Origin of the sequence: Collinsella sp. OF02-10 (assembly GCF_003463445.1) — a bacterium.
Taxonomy (GTDB): Bacteria; Actinomycetota; Coriobacteriia; order Coriobacteriales; family Coriobacteriaceae; genus Collinsella.
The window spans coordinates 1-24,131 of sequence record NZ_QSCW01000007.1; the positions used below are offsets into that span (position 1 = coordinate 1).

Genomic DNA, 24,131 nt, shown 5'->3' on the forward strand with positions numbered 1-24,131 from the left:
GGCCCGAAAGAAAGGTAGGAGGCCATGACGAAAGGTCTGCACGTGCCTTCCGAGATCGGCAAGCTCAGGAAGGTCTGCCTGCACCGTCCCGGCGACGAGCTCCTCAACCTGCCGCCCGACGAGCTCGAGCGACTCCTGTTCGACGACGTCCCGTTCCTGGAGGTCGCGCAGCAGGAGCACGACACCTTCGCCCAGATCCTTAAGGACCAGGGCGTGGAGGTGCTCTACCTCGAGAACCTCGTCGCAGAGGTGTTCGACCAGGTCCCCGGCGCCCGCGCCGAGTTCACCGACCAGTACATCGCCGAGGCAGGCATCCGCGGCCAGCAGATGCCGCAGATCGTCCGCGAGAAGCTGGACTCCATCGAGGACAACCTCGAGTTCGTCAAGAAGACCATGGCCGGCATGACCAAGGCCGAGATCGACATGCCCCTCACGGCGTCCACGACCCTCGACTCCCTGGTCAACTCCGAGTCCGAGTCCGACCTGATCATCGACCCGATGCCCAACCTCTACTTCACCCGCGACCCGTTCGCGGTCGTCGGCGAGGGCGTCAACCTCAACCGCATGTACTCGGTCACCCGCAACCGCGAGACCCTGTACGGCAAGTACGTCTTCAAGTACCACCCCGACTACAAGGACGTCTCCCTGTACTTCCGCCGCGACTGCCAGTTCCACACCGAGGGCGGCGACGTGCTGAACATCAACGAGAAGACCCTCGCCGTCGGCATCTCCCAGCGCACCCAGGCGGCCGCCATCGACGTCATGGCCCAGAACATCTTCTGGAACTCCGACTCCAAGGTCGAGCGCATCCTGGCCTTCGACATCCCCGTCTCGCGCGCCTTCATGCACCTCGACACGGTCTTCACCCAGATCGACGTCGATAAGTTCACGATCCACCCCGCCATCATGGGCACCCTGCGCGTCTACGAGCTGACCGCCGGCAAGAACCCGGGCGAGGTCAACATCCGCCTGATCGAGGACACCCTCGAGCACGTCCTGGAGGACGCCACCGGCGTCGACCAGGTCAAGCTGATCCCCTGCGGCGGCGGCGACCCGATCGCGGCCTCCCGCGAGCAGTGGAACGACGGCTCCAACACCCTGTGCGTCGAGCCCGGCAAGATCTGCGTCTACGCCCGCAACACCGTCACCAACGACGTGCTGTACAAGGAGGGCCTGGACCTTCTCGTCGTGCCCTCCGCCGAGCTCTCCCGCGGCCGTGGCGGCCCGCGCTGCATGAGCATGCCCTTCTGGCGCGAGGACCTCTAAGGTTTTCAGTTTCCGGTGCGGTTTCCCTACAACCGCACCGGTTTTCGCCCGTCAAACGGGCAGACTTATTACGTAATTAAGGAATTCATTTCTTCGAAAGGAAACGAACCATGGGTGTTAACCTTTCCGGCCGTAGCTTCCTCAAGCTTCTCGACCTCACCACCGAGGAGATCGAGTATCTGCTCAAGCTCTCCAAGAACTTCAAGGACATGAAGCGCGCTGGCGTTCCGCACCGTTATCTCGAGGGCAAGAACATCGTTCTGCTCTTCCAGAAGACCTCCACTCGTACCCGCTGCGCCTTCGAGGTCGGCGGCATGGATCTGGGCATGGGCGTTACCTACCTCGATCCGGGTTCGTCGCAGATGGGCAAGAAGGAGTCCATCGAGGACACCGCTCGCGTTCTCGGCCGCATGTATGACGGCATCGAGTTCCGTGGCTTTGCCCAGGACGACGTCGAGGAGCTTGCCGCTAAGTCCGGCGTGCCCGTCTGGAACGGTCTGACCACCGAGTGGCACCCCACCCAGATGCTCGCCGACATCCTGACCGTCCAGGAGAACTTCAACTACGACATCAAGGGCAAGACCCTCGTCTTCATGGGCGACTGCAAGAACAACGTCGCTCGCTCCCTCATGGTCGTCTGCTCCAAGCTCGGCATGAACTTCGTGGCCTGCGGCCCCGAGGAGTGCATGCCCGCTGACGACGTCATCGAGGCCTGCAAGCCCATCGCTGAGGCCAACGGCTGCACCATCAAGCTGACCACCGACGTCAAGGACGGCGTCACCGGTGCCGACGTTCTCTACACCGACGTGTGGGTCTCCATGGGCGAGCCCGACGAGGTCTGGGCCGAGCGCATCGCTCAGCTCACCCCGTATCGCGTTACCTCCGAGGTCATGGCTATGGCCAACCCGGGTGCCATCTTCCTGCACTGCCTGCCCAGCTTCCACGACACCAACACCACGATTGGCGCCGAGAAGTGCGAGCAGTTCGGCATCACCGAGCAGGAGGTCACCGACGAGGTCTTCGAGAGCCCCGCTTCCAAGGTCTTCGACGAGGCCGAGAACCGCATGCACACCATCAAGGCTGTCATGTACGCTACGCTCAAGTAAGAGCATCTAGCATCTCGCTCGGGGTGCATTGCTGCGCACCCCGAGCGCTTTTGTCTGGTAAAAATCTCGCACCGAGCGACATGCACGGCACGGAAGAGCCGCTTCGGGCGAGATCAGTAATTGATTTATGAAGGGGGGATGAGAACTATGACTGAGACCGCTAAGAAAAAGCGCGGTATGCCTTCATCGTTCACCATTCTTCTTGCTCTGCTGGCAATCGTCGCGGTTGTTACCGTTATCGTCTCCGGTACGTCCGGTGGCGCGGTTACCGCTGCCCGCCTGAGCGATTTCTGCACCGCCCCGGTCAAGGGCTTCGCTGACGCTCTGCCCGTCTGCCTCTTCGTTATGATCCTCGGTGGCTTCCTCGGCATGATGACCGAGACCGGCGCCCTGGACAACGGCATTGCCGTTCTGGTGCAGAAGCTTAAGGGCAATGAGATCATGCTCATTCCCGTGCTAATGTTCATCTTCTCCCTCGGTGGTACCACCTATGGTATGTGCGAGGAGACCGTTCCCTTCTACGCCCTGCTCGCCGCCACCATGATGGCTGCTGGCTTCGACCCTATGGTCGGCGCTGCCACCGTCCTGCTCGGCGCTGGCTGCGGCTGCCTCGGCTCCACGGTTAACCCGTTCGCCGTCGGTGCTGCCGTCGATGCTCTGACCGGCGTTGGCATTGAGGTCAACCAGTCCATCATCATCGGCCTCGGTGCCGTCCTGTGGATTGTTACCACTGTTATGTCCATCCTCTTCGTCATGAGCTATGCCAAGAAGGTCAAGGCTGACAAGGGTTCCACCATCCTTTCGATGCAGGAGCTCAAGGACGCCGAAGAGGCTCACGGCAAGGCTGCTTCCGAGGTTCACAAGGAGGTCAAGCTCACCGGTCGTCAGAAGGGTGTTCTGATCGCCTTTGCCTTCACCTTCGTCGTCATGATCGTCGGCTTCATCCCGCTGGCCGACCTCAACGAGGGCGTCGCCAACTTCTTCGATGCTGGCGCTGTCTATGACGCCGACGGTAACGCCATCGTTCAGGGCTGGTCTGCCCTGATCACCGGCCTGCCCATTGGCCAGTGGTACTTCGACGAGGCTTCCACCTGGTTCTTCCTCATGGCTGTCCTGATCGGTATCATCGGTGGCCTCTCCGAGAAGCAGATCGTCAACACCTTCATCACCGGCGCTGCCGACATGATGTCCGTTGTCCTCGTCATCGCTCTTGCCCGTGGTATCTCCGTCCTCATGGCTAGCACCGGCCTCGACGTCTACGTCCTCGACGCTGCCGCCAATGCTCTGGCTGGCCTGTCCGGCGTGATCTTCGCTCCCATGAGCTTCCTGGTCTACTTTGGCCTGTCCTTCCTGATCCCCTCGACCTCCGGTATGGCTACTGTCTCCATGCCCATCATGGGACCGCTGGCTGTTAAGCTCGGCTTCTCGCCCGAGGTCATGGTCATGATCTTCTCCGCCGCCATCGGCGTCGTGAATCTGTTCACCCCGACCTCTGGTGCCATCATGGGCGGTCTCGCTCTGGCTAAGATCGAGTGGACGACCTGGCTCAAGTTTGCTCTTAAGCTCATCGTCGCTCTCTCCGTCGTCTGCGCCATCATCCTGACCATCGCTTGCGTGATGATCTAAGTACCCCCTGGGTACCCCACGGAAACCATGACGATCCTATAACGGATCACCTGGTCATCGTCTGTCCGGTGGGGTAACCCCACCGGTAGACTCCTACCTTTGGCCCCCTCCCGTTCCGTGCGCGGGAGGGGGCGCACTTATGTTCCGCGGTTTTACCAAACCGCGGAACCACTCGACGCTGCGCGCCGCCCAGAACTACAATTTGTCATTCAAAAGGCAAGGCATGACCAAAAGGTCTATGCCTTGCCTTTTTCATGCCAACTTGTACGTTCTGGACGGCGCTCGCTGTCCGTCCTCTGCCTGCGGCGCTTTCCATTGTTGGTGCAGGGGCGCTTTGCCTACTCTGGCGGGCTTTCGCTGGCTTATGCTTAACCTGCGACGTTTTCATTGTTGGTGCTGAGTGCCTTGTTTCCCGTTCCAAATGAGCCACCCCGGGTCCCCGGCGGTTGCGGTGGGCGTGTTTGGTTGGTGCCTGTTGATGGCCTGGGCATCGGGGAGGGCAGGCTCCGTTATAATCGCGTAGGAACTTAATTTACGAAACGGGACGGGAGCCATACATGCGCCAGGGTTTCGACAACGCGAAGTATATCGAGCTGCAGGCTGCTCACATTAAGGAGCGCATCTCGCAGTTTGGCGGCAAGCTGTATTTGGAGTTTGGCGGCAAGCTGTTCGATGACTATCATGCCAGCCGCGTGCTACCGGGTTTTGAGCCGGACAGCAAGTTCCGCATGCTCAAAAGCATCGCCGACGATGTCGAGGTTATCATCGCGATCAACGCGAACCACATCGAGAAAAACAAGGCTCGTGGTGACCTTGGCATTACCTATGACGAGGATGTGCTGCGCCTGGTTGACCTGTTCCGCGGCAACGGCTTTGCTGTCGCGGCCGTGGTCATCACCCAGTACGCTGGACAGCCCGCTGCCGATGTGTTCCGCAACCGCCTGAACGCGCTCGGTATTCCCGCCAAGCTGCACTATCCCATCGAGGGGTATCCGCACGATGTCGATCTGATCGTGTCCGACGACGGCTATGGCAAGAACGAGTTTGTCGAGACCACCCGACCGCTCGTTGTCGTGACGGCGCCCGGCCCTGGCTCGGGCAAGCTCGCCACTTGCCTGTCTCAGCTCTATCACGAGCACAAGCATGGCACGGCCGCCGGCTATGCCAAATTCGAGACCTTCCCGGTTTGGAATCTGCCCCTTACGCATCCGGTCAATATTGCCTACGAGGCCGCCACGGCAGACCTCGATGACGCCAACATCATCGACTCCTTCCACCTGGAGGCCTACAACAAGACCACGGTCAACTACAACCGCGACGTCGAGGCCTTCCCGGTAGTCCGTGCCCTGATGGAAAAGATCCTGGGCAAGAGCCCCTACCAGAGCCCTACGGACATGGGCGTCAATATGGTCGGTTTTGCCATCACCGATGACGATGCCTGCCGCGACGCTTCCAAGATGGAGATCGTCCGCCGCTACTTTACCGCGGTCGAAAATGTGCGCCGTACCGGCGTGGGCGATGAGCAAGTCGACCGTCTCAAGATTATTATGAAGAAAGCCGGCATCGATAAGAACTACTCACCGGCGCGCTCGGCGGCCCTCACCAGGGAGCAGCTGACGGGTGGTCCCGTGGGTGCCATGGTCATGCCCGATGGCTCCGTGGTGACCGGTAAGACCTCCACGCGCCTGGGCGCCGCAAGTTCGCTCATTATGAACGCCCTCAAGCATGTCTCGGGCGTCGACCTTGAGCTCGAGGTCATTAGCGATGAGGCGATCGAGCCCATCAGCAAGCTCAAGACGCATTTCCTGGGCAGCAAAAACCCGCGCCTCCACACCGACGAGACGCTTATGGCGCTGTCGATCACCTCGGCCACGAGTGAGACGGCCGCTCGCGTCCTTTCGGGCCTGGAGCAGCTGCGCGGTTGCGATGCCTTCTTTAGCGTGATTATCTCGCCGACGGACGAGACGGTACTGCGCAAGTTGGGCATCAACGTGTGCTGCGAGCCCAAGTTTGAGCGCCGCGGTTTCTTCCATCGCTAAGTTTGAAGCACCGCGGTAATTGCATTGCATTTTGGCCGTATCGGGTTAGCGCCCGGTACGGCTTTTTGATCAATAAAGCGTCTATTTCGGCGAAAAATAGCTGTTTACCTGCCTAGAAACAATTTGAGCGGTATACAATAACCGTAACTGTTTCATCCTTAGCGGGATGCCGCATGATGGATATTACCTGCCATCGTGAGGTGTGTCGGTCGCGCACGGCGCGTTAGATGCTCGTGCTCGGTTTGAGGAGGCTGCTATGGCGGGCAAGGGTCGTGCGAGTGTCAACGATATGAAGCGTGTCGAGGTGCTGGTGTTGATGGAGATCGACCAGCAAACCGAAGACAATGGCGGGCCGTATGGTTTCTCGCGCAAAACGCTTGCCGAGCGCGTGGGGGTTTCGCCGTATCGTGCCCGCGCCGCAATCGATCGCTTGGATTCCGAAGGTATGATTGATGTCGTCTCGCGTTATAGCGACGACGGCGGTCAGCTTGCAAATGGCATTTGCCTCACCGAACGTGGTGAGTGGTATCTTGAGGGCGTCCGTACCGGCATGCTCGTTCAAGAAATGCTTGAGGACGAGGTTGCTGATCGATAGCAGCATGTAACCCTTGCCATAGTGACGCCGCCTGGGAAACCGGGCGGCGTTTTGTTTCAAGATTGAGAAATGCAATCGCACGCGAGAAAAATTGCGGACGGTCCGCGGCGCGAGTATTACAATGAAGACCCGTAAGATGTGGATAAACAACTTCTACGGGAAGCGCAGGTAACTCAATATGACCAAGCATGTGTTCGTAACCGGCGGCGTGGTTTCGTCCCTGGGCAAGGGTATCACCGCGGCCTCGCTGGGCCGTCTGCTCAAGTCGCGTGGCTACAAAGTAACGATGCAGAAGGCCGACCCGTATCTGAACGTCGACCCCGGTACCATGAGCCCGTTCCAGCATGGTGAGGTCTTCGTTACCGAGGATGGTTACGAGTCCGACCTGGACTTGGGTCATTACGAGCGCTTTATTGATGAGAACCTGACCCGCGATTCCAACTTTACGACCGGTGCCATCTACAAAAGCCTAATCGCCCGCGAGCGTCGCGGCGACTTTTTGGGCGGTACCGTGCAGGTGATTCCTCACGTCACCAATGCCATTAAGGACAAGTTTCGCCGCATCGAGGAGCAGACCGGCTCCGATGTAGTCATCACCGAGCTGGGCGGCACGATCGGCGACATCGAGTCCCAACCGTTTGTCGAGGCCATCCGTCAGTACCGCAAGGAGGCCGGCTCCGAGAACGTCTGCTACATCCACGTGTCGCTCGTTCCCTATATTGCCGCCGCCCACGAGGTCAAGACCAAGCCCACGCAGCATTCCGTCAAGGAGCTCCGCAGCTTTGGCATCCAGCCCGATATCATCGTGCTGCGCTCCGACCACCATATCGATGACGCTATCCGCGGAAAGATCGCAAGCTTCTGCGACGTCGACACCGATTGCGTCTTTACCAATGAGGACTGCGCGAGCATCTACGACGTGCCGCAGCTGCTTGCCGAGCAGGACTTTGACCTGCGTATTTGCGAGCGCCTGGGCCTGGACCCGCGTGAGCGCGACATGAGCGAGTGGAACGAGTTCCTGCGCAAACAGAATCACGCCAACCATCACGCCGACAAGGTGAAGATTGCCGTCGTTGGCAAGTACACGCAGCTGCCCGATGCGTACCTGTCGGTTATCGAGGCCCTGCACCATGCGGGCGTCTTCTACGATCGCCATGTGGACGTCCAGCTGGTCGACGGCGAGAGCCTCGACGAGCAGAATGTCTCCGAGGTTCTGGGCGACGCCTCGGGCATCCTGGTCCCCGGCGGCTTTGGCAAGCGCGCCCTGGAGGGCAAGATCCTCGCGGCCGAGTTTGCCCGTGAGCACAAGATTCCGTATCTGGGCATTTGCCTGGGTATGCAGGTCGCCGTGTGCGAGTTCGCCCGCAACGTCGTCGGCCTTGCCGGCGCCAGCTCCTCTGAGTTCGATCCGGACGGCCCGTTTAGCGTCATCGATCTGATGAGCTCGCAGGAGGACGTGACCGAGAAGGGCGGCACCATGCGCCTGGGCGCCTATCCGTGCAAGCTCGCCGCCGATACCCTTGCTCGCGAGGCATATGGCGAGGAACTCGTCTACGAGCGTCACCGTCACCGCTTTGAGTTCAACAACGCCTTCCGCGACCAGCTCGAGGATGCCGGCTTGGTTATCTCTGGCCTCTCGCCCGACGAGCGCCTGGTCGAGATGGTCGAGCTGCCGCGCGACGTGCATCCGTGGTATGTGGCAACCCAGGCTCACCCCGAGTTCAAGAGCCGTCCGACTAATCCGCAGCCGCTGTTCCGAGAGTTCGTGCGCGCTTCGATCGGCCAGCACGAGGGTGTCGACCGTCTGCAGGTGACGCCCATGAACCTCGCTACGGACTAAGGGTGCCGGCGAATAAGGAACATACCGAAGCTACTCCCTCGTCGCTCGCCGTGGCGGCGGGGGAGTATCTCGATTACCTCGCGGTCGAGCGGGGCTTGGCGCGCAACACGATTGTGGCCTATCGTCGTGACCTGACGACGTACTGCGCCTATCTGGAGCGGGCGGGTATTGTGTCTTTTGAAGAGGTGACCCGTCAGGTCGTGGAGGGCTTTGTCGCCGATCGCCGCGGCGGAGGCTATTCCGACGCCTCGGTGGAGCGCGCGCTTGCTGCCGTGAAGGGCCTGCATGCCTTTTTGGTGCGCGATGGGGCCGTGGCCCAAAACCCGACGGCGGCGTTGCGCCTGCCTAAAAAGGCTGAGCGTTTGCCGGAGTATCTATCGGTGGAGGATGTCTCGGCGCTGCTCGATCAAGACTTTCCCGAGGGCGAGATGGGACTGCGCGACCATGCCATCTTGGAAGTGCTCTACGGATGCGGTTTGCGTGTGAGTGAGCTGGTTGGGCTCGATGTGGGCGATATCCATATTGACGATGGCTTTGTACTCGTTCGCGGTAAGGGCTCAAAGGAACGCCTGTCCCCACTGGTGGGAAGCGCGGCGCGAGCTCTGACGCTCTATGTAACTGAGGGACGTTCTCGCTTGGCGGCCCATGCCCGCGGAACCGAGACCTCGGCGGTCTTTTTAAATAAGAACGGACGTCGCCTGTCGCGCCAGGCCGTGCATGCGATATGCGAGCGGTATGGGCGTCAGGTGGGGCTGGTGGGGCTCCATCCCCATACCTTGCGCCACTCCTTTGCCACCCACATGCTCGCGGGCGGTGCCGACCTGCGTGTGCTGCAGGAGATTTTGGGCCATGCCGATATTTCGACCACGCAGGTCTACACGCATGTCGACCGAACGCAACTGACCGAGGTCTATCTGGCGGCGCATCCGCTAGCACATCGCTAGCACCTCGCTGACCTGCATATTTATAAATACTAAATGGGACGGGCCCCAGATTGCCGAGACGCACTTTTGCGCGCATGGGCAATCTGGGGCCCGTCCCATTTTTCGCTAGACACCGATGCGGCGGTGGGCCGTGTGTACCGTGGGTGGGGGAGTTTGGGGGCGATGTGAACGGCGTGTAAAGGGACGTAAAAATCGCCTCAAGGTCAACTTGAAGGTTGAGGTTCGCGGGTGTGGTTCTACAGGTGGCATCCCGCCTTTGCTGCAAACACAACATATTGTGTTTTCGAACATATGCTCGGGGGTGTTTTACAACATATTGGGGGTGGAATGGTGGGGAGGGGTGGGGGAAGGGGTGGGGAAAGGTGTTGAAAAATGGGGCGGTTCCCCTTATTATTGATGACGTCGACAGGCGGGGTGGTTCCCCGCGTACGTGCCATCTGAGTAACCGAGGGGAGGGCGCACATGGGAATGACTGGTGCATACGAGCGCAATCTCGATGCAAAAGGTCGTCTGTCCCTGCCTGCACCCCTTCGCGAGGAGCTTGGAGAGCACGTTCGCGTGTTCAAAGCCCTGGATGTCGATGCTCTGTACGTGTTCTCTGCCGAGGCCTTCGATAAGTGGGTCGAAGGACTCTTCGCGGGTCGTGAGGGCCACGAGGGTTTTAACCCGCGTGACATTAACGACCAGAAGCTCATGAGGGCGATCAACAAGCGCACCACGTCGATGGATGTGGACAGCGCCGGTCGTATCGGTCTTTCCGAGTCTCTCCGCAAGCAGGCGAACCTCGACCGCGAGGTCACGGTTGTGGGCAACTACGACCACCTTGAGGTTTGGGATCGCGCCGCGGCCGATGAGGACGATGACGATGAGGCCCTGCTGGACCTCTTCTTCTCGTAAGGGCAAGGCACGGGTAACGGATGGAGCGTGGGATCTTGACACAAGAATATCGGCATGAACCTGTCATGCTCGGCGAAGTGCTTGAGTCGCTGCAGCTAAAGAGCGGCTCCGTTGTCTGCGATTGCACCCTTGGCGGTGCCGGCCATTCGGTAAAGATGGCCGCACAGGTGGGGGAGACGGGCCTTTTGCTCGGCGTCGATCAGGACGACATGGCCCTCGAGGCCGCTGGCGCCCGTCTGGACCGCGAGGTTCCCGGCGTTCCGCACCAGCTGCTGAAGGGCAACTTCGGCGACTTGGACGAGCTGCTTTGCTCGGCCGAGGTGCCCGGGGTCGATGGCTTCCTGTTCGATTTGGGCGTTTCGTCACCGCAACTCGATATCCCTGGCAGGGGCTTTTCGTATAACGAGGACGCCCCATTGGACATGCGGATGGATCCGGGCAATAACACCTTAAACGCAGCTGAGGTCATCAACACCTATAACGAACACGACCTCGCCCGGATTCTACGCGTCTACGGCGAAGAGAAGTTCGCCTCGCAGATCGCGCGCGAGATCGTGCGCCGCCGCGAGCAAGAACCGATCGAAACCACCGGCCAATTTGTCGAGATCATCAAGGCGGGTATCCCGGCTGCCGCTCGTCGGCATGGTGGACACCCGGCCAAGAAAAGTTTCCAGGCCATTCGCATCGAGGTCAATCACGAGCTCGATGTGCTCGAACGAGGGCTTGATGCCGCCACCAGGTGGCTCAACCCGGGCGGACGTATCTGCGTCATTTCGTATCACTCGCTCGAGGACCGTATCGTAAAGAACCACTTTAAGGAGATGAGCCAGGGGTGCACGTGTCCGCCGGAGATTCCGGTGTGCGTGTGCGGCAACGTGCCGATACTCAAGGTCATCACCCGCAAACCCCTGGTTGCCCAGCCTGATGAGGTTGAGCGCAACCCTCGGGCGAGATCAGCCAAAATCCGCGTGGCGCAGCGTCTGTAGGCGCGACCGCGCGATATTGGACCTCCCGCTCGCACCATAAACGAAGCTTAAACACACTACCAACGTACTCGGGATGGGAGGCGGCATATCATGGGCTACAACACTTCAAACGCAGCACTCGCCTATGATATGAACGCCATGCCCGCCTATCGTGAGACGCCGCAGGCCCCCGTTGCTCCCCGTGAGCAGCGCACGCCGCGCTTTGATGTCTACACGGGCGCGGGCCGTCAGGCAAACCAGGCGGTAAGCCCGGTTTTCATGAGCGTTCTTAAAACGTTTTGCATCATTGCGGCTATCTTCATGACGATCGGCGTCGCCCGCGTGGCGCTCGCCGGCGTTACGGCCCAGGTGCTCAACAGCAACGCCGAGCTTACCAACACGCTCGAAAAGGCGACCGATGAGAGCTCCGACCTGGAGGTCATGCATTCGGTCTATGGCGCCGACACGCGCATTCGCGACCTTGCGGGCGCTTATGGCATGGTGGAGCCCAGCGAGAGCGTTACACTTGACTTTTCGCAGGATGCAGCCGCGGGCGCCAACGCGACCGCGACCGCTCAGTAGCAAGACGGTAGCTGAGTATGACAAATGACTATCGCCGCGGTTCCGATGGGGGCCGCGGTTCTGGACGTCCCTCGTCGCGGGGACGTTCTGGTTATCAAGGAACGGGTCGGCAATCTTACAACGCCGGGCGGTCCCGTGGCAACGACCCGGCGTCGCGACTTCGCGGCTCGGGTGGCCCTCAAGTGCATAACACCAGGTCGCGCAAGAGTTCGTCGACCGAATGGCTCACGGGCACGCCGCTGCCTCGCCGCAAAGCCGTCATGGGATTCATCGGGCTTGGCTTGGGCTTGGGCGTCTTTCGCCTTGCCGACTATCAAATTGTCGAAGCCGATAAACTGCGCGAGCGTACCGATGCGCGTCGCCTGCTTACGCAGACCCTCTATGCCAAACGCGGCACCATCTACGACCGCAACGGTAACGTGCTGGCGTCGTCGGTCGAATGTCGCAACATCGCCGTGAACCCGCAGCTTGTCGAGGACGTTGACAAGACGGTGTCGGCGCTGGTCAAGGCAACTGGAATCGATAAAAAGACCTGCCGCAAGCTCGTCGAGTCCGATGGAACCTGGGTGTATATCAAGCGCCAGGTGGACGAAGACGATGCTGTGGCGCTGGAGAAGAAGAGCCTGCCCGGCGTGCTTTTTGAGCAGGCCATGAAGCGCGTATATCCATACGGCAATCTGGCACCGCAGGTGCTGGGTGTAGTGAATGTAGACAACGACGGCTTGACTGGTCTCGAAAAGCAATACAACAAGCTTCTGACCGGCACGAACGGTTCTCTCGTACGCGAGCGCGCGAGGGACGGCAGCTATATCGCGGGCGGTGCCTATAAAAAGGTGGCTGCGGTCGACGGCGTTGATATCGTGACGACGCTCGACGTCAATATCCAGCGTGCGGCCGAGGATGCCCTGGCAGAGGCAGTTGAGAAGACTAAGGCCAAGAACGGCTCGGCGCTGGTCACCGATCCTACGACAGGAGAGATCTTGGCAGCCTGCTCGTATCCGACCTACGACCAGACCGATTTGGAAAACGCCAAGACCGAGGATATGAACCTGCGCCTGGTTACCGACGCCTACGAGCCCGGCTCGGTCTTTAAGACACTCGTGGCGGGCGCCGGCTTCGACTTGGGCGTCGTGCGATCGAGTACGTCGTTTGAGGTGCCGGCGAGCATCAAGGTGGGCGACGATACCGTCACCGATGCCGACAAGCGCGACTATGCCATGACCATGGATGTGCGCGAGATGATGCGCCGTTCGTCCAACGTGGGCTTTGTCCTGGTGGGGCGCAAGATCGGTGCCGACGACTTTGCCGCCTATGTGGACAAGTGGGGCATCGGTCACAGCTCTGGTGTAGATTTTCCGGGCGAGAGCCTGGGCATCGTCAAGGAGCGTGACCAGTATGACGGCGCCACGCTGGGCTCAATGAGCTTTGGACAGGCGCTGTCTGTCTCGCCGATTGAGATCGCACGTGCCGTGGGCGGCATCGCTAACGGCGGCGTGATGATGACCCCGCACTTCTATAAGTCCAGCAAAGGCGACGAGAAGGACTGGGGCGAAGGCGAGCGTGCGATTTCTGAGGATGCAGCATCCCAGGTGACATCGTGCATGCAGACGGTCGTGTCTGAAGGCACGGGCGTTGGCGGCGCAGTTGACGGCTATGACGTGGCGGGCAAGACCGGCACGGCCGAACGTGCCGACGAGAACGGCGGCTACCTCAAGGAGAACTACATGTCGTCCTTTATGGGCTTTGCGCCGGCACAATCACCCAAGGTGCTGTGCTATATCACGCTCGACGGAACGCCGAGCGGCTCAGATGCCGCTGCGGTGCCGTTCCAGTCCATTATGGCCAACGCGCTCGACGTGCTGGGCATCCCGCGCACGAAGTAGGGGGTTACAATCTTTGGGGCGTGGTTTGTTGTCCCATATGAGGGGTGTTCACATGCCCTGCACCACGCATGCGCGGCGCTGGGATACAATACGCCGATAGCATTATTAGGTTTACAGGGGAGCTGCAATGATAGAGATCGCCGTCAACAACCTCGCGGCCGCAACAGGGGCCCGAACCGTGACGGGAGAAGTCGATCGGGTATGCCGCGGGTGCGTTATCGACTCGCGCCAGGTCGAGGAAGGGACGATTTTCGTCGCCTTTCCCGGTGAAAACGTCGACGGCAATGATTTTGCTTCCCGTGCCGTCCAGTCGGGTGCCGGCGCCGTCGTGATGACGCGTGAGCCCGATGCCGAGTTGGTCTCGCTGGCGCAGGACAAGGGATGCGCCATCCTGCTGACCGATGATCCCGAGGAGTTTCTGCTTCGTTTGGCGCACGCGTATCGCCTGGAGCTTGGCTGCCTGGTCGTTGGCATTACCGGTTCCATCGGCAAGACGACGACCAAGGACGTGCTCGCCGCTGTACTCGCCAAGCGCTATCGTGTCTGGGCCACCAAGGGCAATTTCAATAACCTGATCGGCATGCCGCTCACGGTGCTTTCCGCCCCGGCCGGTACCGAGGTCCTGGTGCTCGAGATGGGCATGAACCATTTCCACGAGATCGAGCGCCTGTCCCAGTCCGCCAATCCCAACCTTGCCATCGTGAGCAAGATCGGCACCTCTCACATCGGCATTTTGGGCAGCCGCGAGAACATCGCCCGCGCTAAGGCCGAGATTGTCCAGGGTATGTGCGCCGCCGGCGACTTCTTGCCGCTGCTGGTTTTGGGCGGTGAGGACGACTTTACGCCGTTCATTCGCGATACGTTCGCCCAGCCTGCTGGTATCGATGTGATGCTGGCCGGCGTCTCGGACGATGATGAGGTCCGCGCCCGCGAAGTTCGTGTTGATGACGAGGGCCGTCCGGTCTTTACGCTCGATTTTGGTCAGGGCGAGACAATCGATACCATGCTTGCTATCCCCGGCGTGCAGTCCGTTCCAAATGCCGTTAAGGCCGCCGCGGTTGCCTATCGCCTGGGCGTGACGCCCGAGCAGATCGATGCTGCCTTTAGGGGCCTCACAATCACCGGTCACCGCCAGGAGATCAAGCGCGCCAAGAGCGGTGCACGCATCATCGATGACTCCTATAACGCCAGCGCCGAATCGATGGCAGCCGGTCTCGATCTGCTGTGCTCGCTTTCGTGCACGGGGTCTCGCATGGCGATCCTGGGCGAGATGGGCGAGATGGGCGATGAGGCTCCTCGCATGCATGAGCTCGTGGGCGCCTATGCCGCCGCCAAGAAGCTCGACATGCTGGCGTGCGTGGGTGGTGAGCTGGCCCAGCTTATGGCCGATGCCGCGCGCATGATGGGCATGGACGAGGACCGCATCCAGGTGTTCTCCGATTATCAGCAGGTGCTCGACCGCATGGGCGGCGCGCTTGAAAAACATGATGTTGTACTGGTCAAGGGTTCCCGCTTTGTTGAGCTCGACCGCTTTGTGGAAGGTGTGTGCTAGCCCATGTTCGGCAATCCCTCGTATCCAACGTATCAGGCTTTTTTGGGGCTTGGCATCGCCGCCGCCATTGCGCTGCTGCTCATGCCGTGGTGGATCAAGCTGCTCAAGGTCGAGGGTATCGGCCAGCAGGTTCGTGCCGACGGCCCCAAGCGTCATTTGGTTAAGCAGGGAACGCCCACCATGGGTGGCGTTGTCATCCTCATCGCGATCTCGCTGACCTGCCTGCTGATGGGCAAGCTCACCACCGAGCTCGTGCTCGTGCTGCTCGCCACGCTGGCGACCGGCGTGCTGGGTCTGATCGACGACCTGACCTCCGTTACGCATGGGCGCTCGCTCGGTCTGACGCCTCATGCCAAGATGATCGGCCTAACCATTATCTGTGTCACCTTTACGGTGCTTGCCGTCAACTGGTGCGGCGTCGCCCCCGAGATTCGTTTTCCCGGCGGCCTGACGATCGACCTTGGCGTGCTTTCGACCACCATCTGCGGCCTTTCGTTCCCGTGGCTCTACATTGTCTTTTGCTGGCTGATGATCGCCGGTCTTTCTAATGCCGTGAACCTGACCGATGGCCTTGACGGTCTTGCTGGTGGCACCTCCATGATCGCCATGCTCGCCATGGCTGCCATGGCGTTTTTGCACGGAGACGTGAACCTGTCCATCTTCTGCACCGCGTGTGCCGGTGCCTGCTTGGGCTTTCTGTGGTTCAACTGCTATCCGGCGAGCATCTTTATGGGCGATACCGGCTCGCTTGCCCTGGGCGCCGCGTTTGCCTGCACGTCCATCATGACCAACACCGAGGTCGTCTCCCTTATCATCGGCGGCCTGTTTATCGTTGAGACCCTGTCGGTCATGATTCAGGTTGTCTACTTCCACTTTACGCACAAGCGCGTCTTCCTTATGGCGCCCATCCATCATCATTTCGAAAAGAAGGGTTGGGCCGAGACCAAGGTCGTCATCCGTTTTTGGATTATCGCTGCGGCCTTTGGTGCCGTTGGCCTTGCTTTGTTCTTCCAGTTGGGATAGTGGTCTTTCATGCCTCTTGCTGATGTCTTTAGCCTGCTCGTTTTGGGTCAGGGCAAATCCGGTCTCGATGTCGCCCGCTGGGCGCTGGCACATCCCGAGCGCGTAAGTGCCGTTACCGTGTATGGCGGCGGCACCTCTGAGCCCAATGACGCCACGCGAGCGCTCGAGGCTGCTGGTGCGTCGTTTGTCTATGGCACCGAACAGGTCGAAGGCGCCTATGACGTATGCGTGACGTGCCCGGGCATCTCGGAGTTCTCGGGCTTCTTTAAGGCCGGGCGCGAGCATGCCGCCCAGATTATGGGTGAGCCCGAGTTTGCCTATCGCCTGTCGCCCGATAACTGGATTGCCATCACGGGCACCAACGGCAAGACGACCACCACGTCGCTGACTGATTATCTGCTCAAGGCTGCCGGCGAGGCCAGCGTAGCTGTCGGCAACATCGGCGAGCCGCCGGTCAACGAGATTGACGGCCGAGCCCGCAACGAGTGGTTTGTGGCTGAGCTCTCGAGCTATCAGATTGCTACGACCACCGAGCTCCACCCCCGCGTGGCGGTGCTGCTCAACATCACTCCCGACCACTTGGGCTGGCATAAGAGCCATAAGAACTACGCGCTTGCCAAGGTCAAACTGTTTGACAATATGGTCGATGACGATCTGGCGGTTGTCGACGTCGAAGACGCCGGCATTCACGAGTTCGATGAGTACATCTACACGCCGGGTCGTCGCATCTGCAGAGTCGCTTTTGACGAGCCCGAGGGCGAGGATGCCGCCTTTGTGCGCGACGGCAAGATGGTCGTGCGCCTGAAGGGCGTCGAGACCCCGCTCATCGCTGCATCCGAGCTCAAGATCTCGGGCCATCACAATGTTATCAATGCCCTGTGCGCTGCCACGGCTGCCCTGGCAGTCGGTGCCGATGTCGATGGCGTCTGCCGCGGTCTGGCCTCGTTCCAGCCGCTCGAGCACCGCGTGGAGCCGTGTGGCGAGATTGACGGCGTGCGCTACGTCAACGATTCCAAGGCGACCAACACCGATGCGGTCGAGAAGGCGCTGACGGCATTTCCCGATGACGATGTGATCTTGCTGCTCGGCGGCCACGATAAGGGCACGCCGCTCACGGACTTCGCGCGCGTCGTTATGGATAACGTACGCTCGGTCGTCTGCTTTGGCGATGCACGCGAGCGCTTCACCGCCGCTATGGACGAGGCCGATGTCGATGGCGATGTGGATATCGCCCAGGCGGATGACCTACGCGACGCCGTGGACGTCGCCCGTTCGCTGTCGAGCCGTGGCGACGTGATCTTACTTTCTCCTGCCTGCTCTTCGTTCGATGAGTTCTCGGGCTATGAGGAGCGCGGCCGCGTGTTTAAGGACTATGTGGCGCAGCTTGCCGCTGCGGCGAAATCGCAAATGGAATAGGGGTTGCCGGTGAGAGAGGAGAGCCCCCGACAAGGTATGAGGAGGCCCGACTCGGACCGTGCTTCCTCGCGGCGCAGCACACCGCGTTCCGGTCGCGGCGGGCAGACGTTTAGCGAACGCTATATTGCCGGCGTTCCCGCCCGTATCATGCGCCCCCGTCTGATATTCATGGCCTGCCTGTTTACCTTGGTGTGCTTTGGCCTGCTGATGGTGTACTCGGCGTCTTCGGTCGAGGCGCTGCACGAGAATGGCTCGGCGACGTTTTTTCTGTTTCGACAGGCCTCGTTTGCCGGAGTTGGCGTGCTGGCTATGGTTGCCATCGTGCGCATCTTGCCGGACAGTTGGTTTGGGGAAGACGTGCTCAGGATCTTCCTTATCGGCATGATAGGACTACTGCTTCTGGTGTTCTTGGTGGGTAGCGGCAGCCGTGGCGCCACGCGCTGGCTCAACATCGCCGGCATCCAGTTCCAGCCTTCCGAGTTTTTAAAGCCATTTGCCATCGCGTATTCGGCCATCATGCTTGATCGCTTCTTTTCGCCCGGTGGCAACATCAACGAATTCCTTCGCAAGATGGGCATCTACCTGGGCATTTCGCTCTTTCTGATCTTTATCCAGCCCGATTTCGGTACTGTCCTGATCATCCTGTTGACCCTCATGTGCATGGCGTTGTTTGCGGGTCTCGACCCCAGATTTATCATCGGCGTGCTAATCTTCGGCATTCTCGTGATCGTGATTGCGCTTGTCGCAGAGCCGTACCGTATGGTGCGTATTCAGGTTGCCTTGAACCCTTGGGCCGACGAGTATGGTGACGGCTATCAGGCCACGCTTGCCATCATGGCCTTTGCCTCGGGCGGTCTGTTCGGCCGCGGCATCGGCAACTCAACCATGAAGTACTCGTATCTGCCCGAGGCGCACAATGACTACATCCTGGCCATCATTGGCGAGGAAGTCGGTTTTGTCGGAACCGTGCTGTTCTTCTTGGTGTTTGCGATGCTGATCTACTCGGCGTTTCGCATTGCCGAGCAGGCGACCGATCGTCGGGGCGCGCTTATGGCGTCTGGCTCCGCGGTCATTCTCGCGGTACAGTTTTTGATTAACGCGCTGGGCATCCTCAACGTGTTTCCCATGACGGGCAAACCGTTGCCGTTTATTAGCTACGGCGGTTCGTCGATTATTGTGTCGCTTATGCTTGCCGGGTTGATCCTGCGCGTTTCATACGAGAGCGCCCGCCGCGATGAGTATGACCGCCGCCGTGAGAGCTTTGCCGTTATGGATGAGAGTACCGCCGGCGTGCCCCATGTGCGCGGTGAACGACCTTCGCGTAGTGGCTTTACCGTTCTGGATGGTTCTGCATCCGAGCCGGCAGCTCGTCCACGCCCGCGAACGGCTCCGCAAGGTCGTCCGCAGCGCCCCAGCTCTCGCAACGCGGGCGGCGGATATAATCGAATCGATTTGAACTCGGACCCGTCGGCGCGTCTGCGCACCGACGACCAGGGACCGCGTGTACGAAGGGACTACCATGACCGATAAGATGACCGTTGCTATTGCAGCCGGCGGCACGGCAGGGCACATCAACCCCGCGCTTGCCTTGGCCGAAGAGCTGCGTGACCGTGGCCACCACGTTGTGTTCGTGGGCCAGTCGCGCAAGCTCGAGGGTCGTCTGGTCCCCGAGGCTGGGTTTGATTTTGTGCCCATTACGGTCACGGGCTTCGACCGCTCCCGTCCTTGGACGGCGTTGACCTCGCTGTGGCGTGTCAACAAGGCCAAGCGTGCGCTCGCCAGTCATTTCTCAAAGGTCGGCAAGCCCGATGCCGCCATCGGTTTTGGTGCATATGTCGAGGTTCCGCTGCTGGGGTGGTGCAAGGGCGCGGGCGTTCCGTATCTGCTGCATGAGCAGAACTCTGTTCCGGGCCTGGCCAACAAGATGATGAGCTCCCATGCCGCCCGCGTGTGCATCTCGGTGCCGGCAGCGCGCTCGGTCTTTGAGCGCGAAGGTGACCCTGACCATGTGCTCATGACCGGCAACCCCGTACGTCGCTCGGTAATCGAGGGCGATCGCGCTCGCGGCCGCAAGGCACTTAGCGTTCCCGAGGACGCTACGCTGTTGCTCGTCTTTGGCGGTTCACTTGGCGCCCAGCACCTCAACGAGCGCGTGGTTTCGCTCAAAAACGAGCTGCTTTCGCGCAAGAACCTCTATGTGTTGCATTCGACGGGTGCCGACGGCTTTGAGGAGACCGAGCGCGCTTTGGCGCTGACGCCCGAGGAAGCGAAGCGTTACCGCGTTCAGCCTTACATCGACAACATGGGCGATATGCTGGCTGCTGCCGATTTGGCGCTCTCGCGTTCGGGCGCATCGAGCGTGGCCGAGATCGCTGCGCTCGCCGTGCCCTCGGTGCTCGTGCCGTATCCGCATGCGACGGCCGACCACCAAACCACCAATGCTCGTTATCTGGTCGACGCCGGGGCCGGCGTGCTCTGCGCCGATGCCGATATCGACGGTTCTGCCTTTGCCGATGAGCTGCTGCACCTGGTCGATGACGCGGCGGCGCGCGACGCCATGCGTCAGGCGGCGCGTGGTCTGGCTCAGGATAGAGCCGCCGCTCTTCTGGCGGATGCGGTAGAGGGTTTGCGTTAGTTAGACGGGATATCTTCGGTCGCCCTCGCGCTGATGCGGTAGGTGCGGTACAGTTAACGGGTTACAGGCAGTGTTTACGCAAGGAGTACACGAGCACATGGCTGATTCCCAGACTGCAACCTCCGCGCCCGAGTTTAAGAGCGCCCACTTTATCGGTATCGGCGGCGCCGGCATGAGCGGCATCGCCCTCGTTCTGCACGAGCGCGGTTATGCCGTTACCGGCTCCGACCTTAAGACGTCACGTTATATCCGCCAGCTTACCCGCGCTGGTGTGAAGGTGCATGTGGGCCATGAGGCCGCCACGATCGACGAGGTCAAGCCCGACGTGGTTGTTGTCTCCACCGCTATTCCGGAGTCCAACCCTGAACTCGTGCGCGCTCGCGAGCTTGGTATTCCCGTGTGGCCCCGTGCCAAGATGCTCTCTGCTTTGGGCCACGGCTACACCACCGTCGCTGTTGCCGGCACGCATGGCAAGACCACCACGTCTTCGATGTGTGCCACCATGCTCGACCGCATGGGTCTGGATCCGAGCTTCCTGATCGGTGGCATCGTCGAGGGCTATGACACGAACGGCAAGAACGGCTCGGGCGACTACTTTGTCGCCGAGGCCGACGAGTCCGACAGCTCCTTCCTGTTCCTGAACCCCAACGTAGTCATTGTGACCAACGTCGAGGCCGACCACCTCGATCACTACTCGGGTATCGAGGAGATCGAGGCAACTTTCGCCAAATTCATGAGCCTGGTGGGCGAGGACGGCACCGTCATCGTCTGCGGTGAGGACCCGCATCTGGTCGAGCTCGCCAAGTCGACGGGCCGCCACGTGCTTTCCTACGGCTTTGCCGAGAGCAACGACATCGTCTGCATGCACCCGGATGTCAAGGGCATCCAGAGTGACTTTATCGTTCGCTTTGAGGACGGCACTGAGCGCGCTGTGGAGATCAAGAGCAATCCCGGTCGCCACAACATGCTCAACGCCACGGCGGTGCTCACCGTCGCCCATGTCCTGGGCCTTGACATCGACGCCGCCGCCAAGGCGCTCTCGAGCTTTGAGGGCGTCCGCCGTCGCTTTACCCACGTGGGCGATATCGATGGCATCACCGTGGTCGATGATTACGGCCATCACCCCACCGAGATCAAGGCGACGCTTGCTGCCGCTTCGTCGCTGGGTTACAAGCACGTCGACGTCGTGTTCCAGCCGCACCGCTATTCGCGCCTGCAGGCCCTGTGCGACGACTTTGCCGATGCATTTGCCAATGCCGATAAACTGCTGCTGATTGATGTGTTCTCGGCTGGCGAGATGCCCATTCCGGGTGTCACCTCTAAGATGCTCGCCGATACCGTGCGCGCCAAGCATCCTGGCAAGGAGGTCGTGTACTGCTCCAGCCGTCTTGAGCTCAATCAGGAGCTCGAGCAGATGGTGGGCGAGGGCGACCTGCTGCTCACCATGGGTGCCGGCGACGTTACGACCGTCGGTCCCGAGTTCATTGAGTATCTGACTGCCAAGAAAGACGCTTAAGTCTAATGGGTCTGTTTAACGCCGTCATGGCGCTCTCGGGCATGATCGACACGGATGTGATCGAGGACGAGCGCCTTGCGCGTCATACGAGCTATCGTATCGGCGGCAAGGCCGACCTCTTTGTGACGTGCCATAGCTATCATGCCCTCCGCCGCGCCGTGGCGGTGCTCGATCGCGAGCAGGTGCCGTGGGTCATCATCGGCAAGGGCTCCAATCTGCTGGTTGCCGATGGCGGTTATCGCGGTGCCGTCATTTCGCTCGGACGTGAGTTTCAGCGCACGGTTGTTGCCGATGACGGTTGTACGCTGACGGTCGGTGCGGGCGTGATGTTTGCGCGCCTGGTCAACGATGCCCTGTCGCGTAGCCTCTCGGGCCTTGAGTTTGCCGTTGGCATTCCTGGTTCGGTCGGCGGTGCGATATCCATGAATGCCGGCACACGGACCGAGTGGATTGGCTCGCTGGTTGAGGATGTCGTAACGTTTGACCCGGCATCCGGTATCAAGCATTATGCGGGGTCCGAGATCACTTGGGACTACCGCGAATGTAGCCTTCCCCGCAATGAGATCATCCTCGAGTGCGTGTTCAAGCTTAAACCGGCGCCCAAGGCCGACATTCGCGAGCGCATGGAGCGGTACCTTACAAGGCGCAAGCGTACGCAGCCCATGGGTCGCGCATCCTGCGGGTCGGTCTTTCGTAACCCGCCCGATGCGAGTGTGGGCAAGCTTATCGAGGATTGTGGATTAAAGGGTTTTTCGATTGGCGGCGCGGAAGTTTCGCCCGTTCACGCTAATTTTATCGTTAATAACGGAACTGCCTCGGCCGATGACGTTGCCGCGGTTATTAGACATGTGCACGGAAAGGTGAGGGAGGCGTATGGCATCGAGCTCAGACCGGAAGTTAAATTCCTCGGCTTCTAGAGCATCGAAACCCACCTTCCGCCGCGCCGGAGGGCGTTCCGGCGCGCCTGCCAAACCTCAACGCAATACCGTCGCGCACTCTAAGTCTGTCGGGTATGCTCGACAGACCAGTCGTCCGGTCGTCGGCTCGCAGCTCGGTAATCGTCCGGCCGCAAAAAAGTCCTCGCGTCCCTCGATGACGTCAGAGCCTGTTATGGGCGCCAAGCCTGCCCGTCCCATGGCGGCTCCCAAGCCCTCGACGGGAACTAAAGCGGCGCGTCCAGGTCGCACGCTGGGCGCATCGAAACCGCGCTCGCTGACATCGGTGCCGGCTACCGCCAAGAAGCCTTCGAGTAAAAAAGGTTTCAACCCGTTATCTTCACTTGGGGCAATGGTAAATAAAACATCAGATGCCGCTTCTGTCGTTACAGGCAAAGGCAAAATCGTGGGCGGCGTTCTGGCCGTCTTGGCTGTGCTCGTCGTCGTTGCCATCGTGGTGATTAACTCTGGATTGTTTACCGCCACTGATATTCAGATTCAAGGCAGCGAGCATGTGACGAAGCACGATGCTATCCAGCTGATCGATTTGCCCGAGGGAACGTCGCTTTTTAACGTCGATCCCGACCAGATTACCGAGGACCTCAAGCAGAACCCGTGGGTCTCGGGCGTGGATGTCCAGCGTCAGTTCCCGCATACGCTCATCATTACGCCGATGGAGCGCAAGGTCATCGCAATTGCCTATATCAGCTCCGATGACCTTGCCTGGGCCATCGGGGATGATGACACCTGGATCGCCCCACTGTCGACGTCGGTCGAAGTGGACGACCAGGGCAACGTCATCACGACAGGGCAGGGTTCAAATACCTTGACCGGAATCGATGCCGCGCTGGCGCTCGCTAAGCATTATGGCGCGGTGTTGTTGACTGATGTCTCGGCGGATGTCGCTCCGGTTTCCGGCCAGGCAGTGAGCTCCAAGGCCGTTAAGGCCGGCTTGGATTATGTGCGTGGTTTTTCGAGCGAGTTCTTGGGACAAGTCAAGGACATTTCCACGCCTTCGGTCGAAGCCATCTCGGCAAACCTCAATAACGGCATTGAGGTGTCGCTGGGCGATTCGGACGATATCGCCAAGAAGGAACGCGTAGTCACCAAGTTGCTTTCGCAGGTAGAGGGCGTAACGTATATCAATGTGCGCTCTCCGGGCAACTACACATTTAGGAATGCTCCGACCTCGTAGCGCTGGTTGATGCTTTGTTGAGGGGCCATACCACGCCGTTTATCTGGTTTGTTTGGTTTTCACGGTCAATTATTTGACTGATACGTTCATAATGTGCAAACATAATACGGTTTACC

19 protein-coding genes are annotated in these 24,131 nt (G+C 60.2%); all 19 read left to right on the forward strand.

Annotation, left to right across the window (positions count from 1 at the left end; genetic code table 11):
* The first annotated feature begins 24 nt into the window (after nucleotides 1-24).
* The 19 genes from arcA (at nucleotide 25) to DXA43_RS04830 (ending at nucleotide 24,015) form a co-directional block, all read left to right on the forward strand.
* Nucleotides 25-1,266 carry an arginine deiminase gene (gene arcA, locus DXA43_RS04740; RefSeq protein ID WP_117806415.1) on the forward strand — a complete coding sequence of 414 codons (1,242 nt, stop codon included), beginning with the start codon at nucleotides 25-27 and terminating at the stop codon, nucleotides 1,264-1,266.
* A 110-nt stretch (nucleotides 1,267-1,376) separates the two neighbouring features.
* Nucleotides 1,377-2,372, forward strand: coding sequence for an ornithine carbamoyltransferase (gene argF / locus DXA43_RS04745; protein ID WP_117584234.1), 996 nt, complete (start codon nucleotides 1,377-1,379; stop codon nucleotides 2,370-2,372).
* A gap of 138 nt (nucleotides 2,373-2,510) precedes the next feature.
* Nucleotides 2,511-3,998 carry a YfcC family protein gene (locus DXA43_RS04750; protein WP_369832560.1) on the forward strand — a complete coding sequence of 496 codons (1,488 nt, stop codon included), beginning with the start codon at nucleotides 2,511-2,513 and terminating at the stop codon, nucleotides 3,996-3,998.
* 557 nt (nucleotides 3,999-4,555) lie between these two features.
* Nucleotides 4,556-6,037, forward strand: a complete 1,482-nt coding sequence (locus tag DXA43_RS04755; RefSeq protein ID WP_006234276.1) for a DUF1846 domain-containing protein — start codon at nucleotides 4,556-4,558, stop codon at nucleotides 6,035-6,037.
* 256 nt (nucleotides 6,038-6,293) lie between these two features.
* Nucleotides 6,294-6,632, forward strand: a complete 339-nt coding sequence (locus DXA43_RS04760) for a hypothetical protein (RefSeq protein WP_040358312.1) — start codon at nucleotides 6,294-6,296, stop codon at nucleotides 6,630-6,632.
* Nucleotides 6,633-6,810: 178 nt separating this feature from the next.
* Entirely contained in the window at nucleotides 6,811-8,472 is a 1,662-nt protein-coding gene (locus DXA43_RS04765; RefSeq protein WP_117635384.1) for a CTP synthase, read from the forward strand.
* Between the two features lie 2 nt (nucleotides 8,473-8,474).
* On the forward strand, nucleotides 8,475-9,416 hold the full coding sequence (xerD, locus tag DXA43_RS04770) for a site-specific tyrosine recombinase XerD (RefSeq protein WP_199407928.1): 942 nt from the start codon (nucleotides 8,475-8,477) through the stop codon (nucleotides 9,414-9,416).
* Nucleotides 9,417-9,878: 462 nt separating this feature from the next.
* Complete coding sequence (locus tag DXA43_RS04775; RefSeq protein ID WP_006234269.1) at nucleotides 9,879-10,313, forward strand: division/cell wall cluster transcriptional repressor MraZ; 435 nt, start codon at nucleotides 9,879-9,881, stop codon at nucleotides 10,311-10,313.
* A 20-nt stretch (nucleotides 10,314-10,333) separates the two neighbouring features.
* Complete coding sequence (gene rsmH / locus DXA43_RS04780) at nucleotides 10,334-11,299, forward strand: 16S rRNA (cytosine(1402)-N(4))-methyltransferase RsmH (RefSeq protein WP_117584231.1); 966 nt, start codon at nucleotides 10,334-10,336, stop codon at nucleotides 11,297-11,299.
* 90 nt (nucleotides 11,300-11,389) lie between these two features.
* Nucleotides 11,390-11,860 (forward strand): hypothetical protein, encoded by a 471-nt coding sequence (locus DXA43_RS04785; RefSeq protein WP_117584230.1) that lies wholly within the window; start codon nucleotides 11,390-11,392, stop codon nucleotides 11,858-11,860.
* 182 nt (nucleotides 11,861-12,042) lie between these two features.
* The gene (locus DXA43_RS04790; protein ID WP_370448004.1) at nucleotides 12,043-13,743 is read left to right on the forward strand and encodes a peptidoglycan D,D-transpeptidase FtsI family protein; all 1,701 of its coding nucleotides are present in this window, start codon (nucleotides 12,043-12,045) and stop codon (nucleotides 13,741-13,743) included.
* 127 nt (nucleotides 13,744-13,870) lie between these two features.
* Nucleotides 13,871-15,295: a UDP-N-acetylmuramoyl-tripeptide--D-alanyl-D-alanine ligase gene (gene murF, locus DXA43_RS04795; protein ID WP_117806416.1), complete on the forward strand. Its 1,425-nt coding sequence runs from the start codon at nucleotides 13,871-13,873 to the stop codon at nucleotides 15,293-15,295.
* A gap of 3 nt (nucleotides 15,296-15,298) precedes the next feature.
* Nucleotides 15,299-16,318: a phospho-N-acetylmuramoyl-pentapeptide-transferase gene (gene mraY, locus DXA43_RS04800; RefSeq protein WP_117806417.1), complete on the forward strand. Its 1,020-nt coding sequence runs from the start codon at nucleotides 15,299-15,301 to the stop codon at nucleotides 16,316-16,318.
* A 9-nt stretch (nucleotides 16,319-16,327) separates the two neighbouring features.
* Entirely contained in the window at nucleotides 16,328-17,734 is a 1,407-nt protein-coding gene (gene murD, locus DXA43_RS04805; protein ID WP_117806418.1) for a UDP-N-acetylmuramoyl-L-alanine--D-glutamate ligase, read from the forward strand.
* A gap of 36 nt (nucleotides 17,735-17,770) precedes the next feature.
* Complete coding sequence (gene ftsW, locus DXA43_RS04810; protein WP_117806419.1) at nucleotides 17,771-19,264, forward strand: putative lipid II flippase FtsW; 1,494 nt, start codon at nucleotides 17,771-17,773, stop codon at nucleotides 19,262-19,264.
* Nucleotides 19,254-20,369, forward strand: a complete 1,116-nt coding sequence (murG, locus tag DXA43_RS04815) for an undecaprenyldiphospho-muramoylpentapeptide beta-N-acetylglucosaminyltransferase (RefSeq protein WP_117806420.1) — start codon at nucleotides 19,254-19,256, stop codon at nucleotides 20,367-20,369. The genes ftsW and murG overlap by 11 nt, the downstream gene beginning before the upstream one ends.
* A 97-nt stretch (nucleotides 20,370-20,466) precedes the next feature.
* Nucleotides 20,467-21,885, forward strand: coding sequence for a UDP-N-acetylmuramate--L-alanine ligase (gene murC / locus DXA43_RS04820; RefSeq protein ID WP_117636008.1), 1,419 nt, complete (start codon nucleotides 20,467-20,469; stop codon nucleotides 21,883-21,885).
* A 5-nt stretch (nucleotides 21,886-21,890) separates the two neighbouring features.
* Nucleotides 21,891-22,802 (forward strand): UDP-N-acetylmuramate dehydrogenase, encoded by a 912-nt coding sequence (murB, locus tag DXA43_RS04825; protein WP_117640323.1) that lies wholly within the window; start codon nucleotides 21,891-21,893, stop codon nucleotides 22,800-22,802.
* A 424-nt stretch (nucleotides 22,803-23,226) separates the two neighbouring features.
* A complete protein-coding gene (locus tag DXA43_RS04830) occupies nucleotides 23,227-24,015 on the forward strand; it encodes a cell division protein FtsQ/DivIB (RefSeq protein WP_226812441.1) in 789 nt (262 codons plus the stop codon).
* The last annotated feature ends 116 nt before the right edge of the window (nucleotides 24,016-24,131 follow it).

What these genes read in the sequence shown, in the direction of transcription:
- murG (WP_117806420.1), top strand. Translation starts at nt 19,254, where the DNA reads ATGACCGATAAGATGACCGTTGCTATTGCAGCCGGCGGCACGGCAGGG.
- DXA43_RS04760 (WP_040358312.1), top strand. Translation starts at nt 6,294, where the DNA reads ATGGCGGGCAAGGGTCGTGCGAGTGTCAACGATATGAAGCGTGTCGAG.
- DXA43_RS04755 (WP_006234276.1), top strand. Translation starts at nt 4,556, where the DNA reads ATGCGCCAGGGTTTCGACAACGCGAAGTATATCGAGCTGCAGGCTGCT.
- DXA43_RS04775 (WP_006234269.1), top strand. Translation starts at nt 9,879, where the DNA reads ATGGGAATGACTGGTGCATACGAGCGCAATCTCGATGCAAAAGGTCGT.
- arcA (WP_117806415.1), top strand. Translation starts at nt 25, where the DNA reads ATGACGAAAGGTCTGCACGTGCCTTCCGAGATCGGCAAGCTCAGGAAG.
- DXA43_RS04750 (WP_369832560.1), top strand. Translation starts at nt 2,511, where the DNA reads ATGAGAACTATGACTGAGACCGCTAAGAAAAAGCGCGGTATGCCTTCA.
- murD (WP_117806418.1), top strand. Translation starts at nt 16,328, where the DNA reads ATGCCTCTTGCTGATGTCTTTAGCCTGCTCGTTTTGGGTCAGGGCAAA.
- murF (WP_117806416.1), top strand. Translation starts at nt 13,871, where the DNA reads ATGATAGAGATCGCCGTCAACAACCTCGCGGCCGCAACAGGGGCCCGA.
- murC (WP_117636008.1), top strand. Translation starts at nt 20,467, where the DNA reads ATGGCTGATTCCCAGACTGCAACCTCCGCGCCCGAGTTTAAGAGCGCC.
- murB (WP_117640323.1), top strand. Translation starts at nt 21,891, where the DNA reads ATGGGTCTGTTTAACGCCGTCATGGCGCTCTCGGGCATGATCGACACG.
- mraY (WP_117806417.1), top strand. Translation starts at nt 15,299, where the DNA reads ATGTTCGGCAATCCCTCGTATCCAACGTATCAGGCTTTTTTGGGGCTT.
- argF (WP_117584234.1), top strand. Translation starts at nt 1,377, where the DNA reads ATGGGTGTTAACCTTTCCGGCCGTAGCTTCCTCAAGCTTCTCGACCTC.
- ftsW (WP_117806419.1), top strand. Translation starts at nt 17,771, where the DNA reads ATGAGGAGGCCCGACTCGGACCGTGCTTCCTCGCGGCGCAGCACACCG.
- rsmH (WP_117584231.1), top strand. Translation starts at nt 10,334, where the DNA reads ATGGAGCGTGGGATCTTGACACAAGAATATCGGCATGAACCTGTCATG.
- DXA43_RS04785 (WP_117584230.1), top strand. Translation starts at nt 11,390, where the DNA reads ATGGGCTACAACACTTCAAACGCAGCACTCGCCTATGATATGAACGCC.
- DXA43_RS04765 (WP_117635384.1), top strand. Translation starts at nt 6,811, where the DNA reads ATGACCAAGCATGTGTTCGTAACCGGCGGCGTGGTTTCGTCCCTGGGC.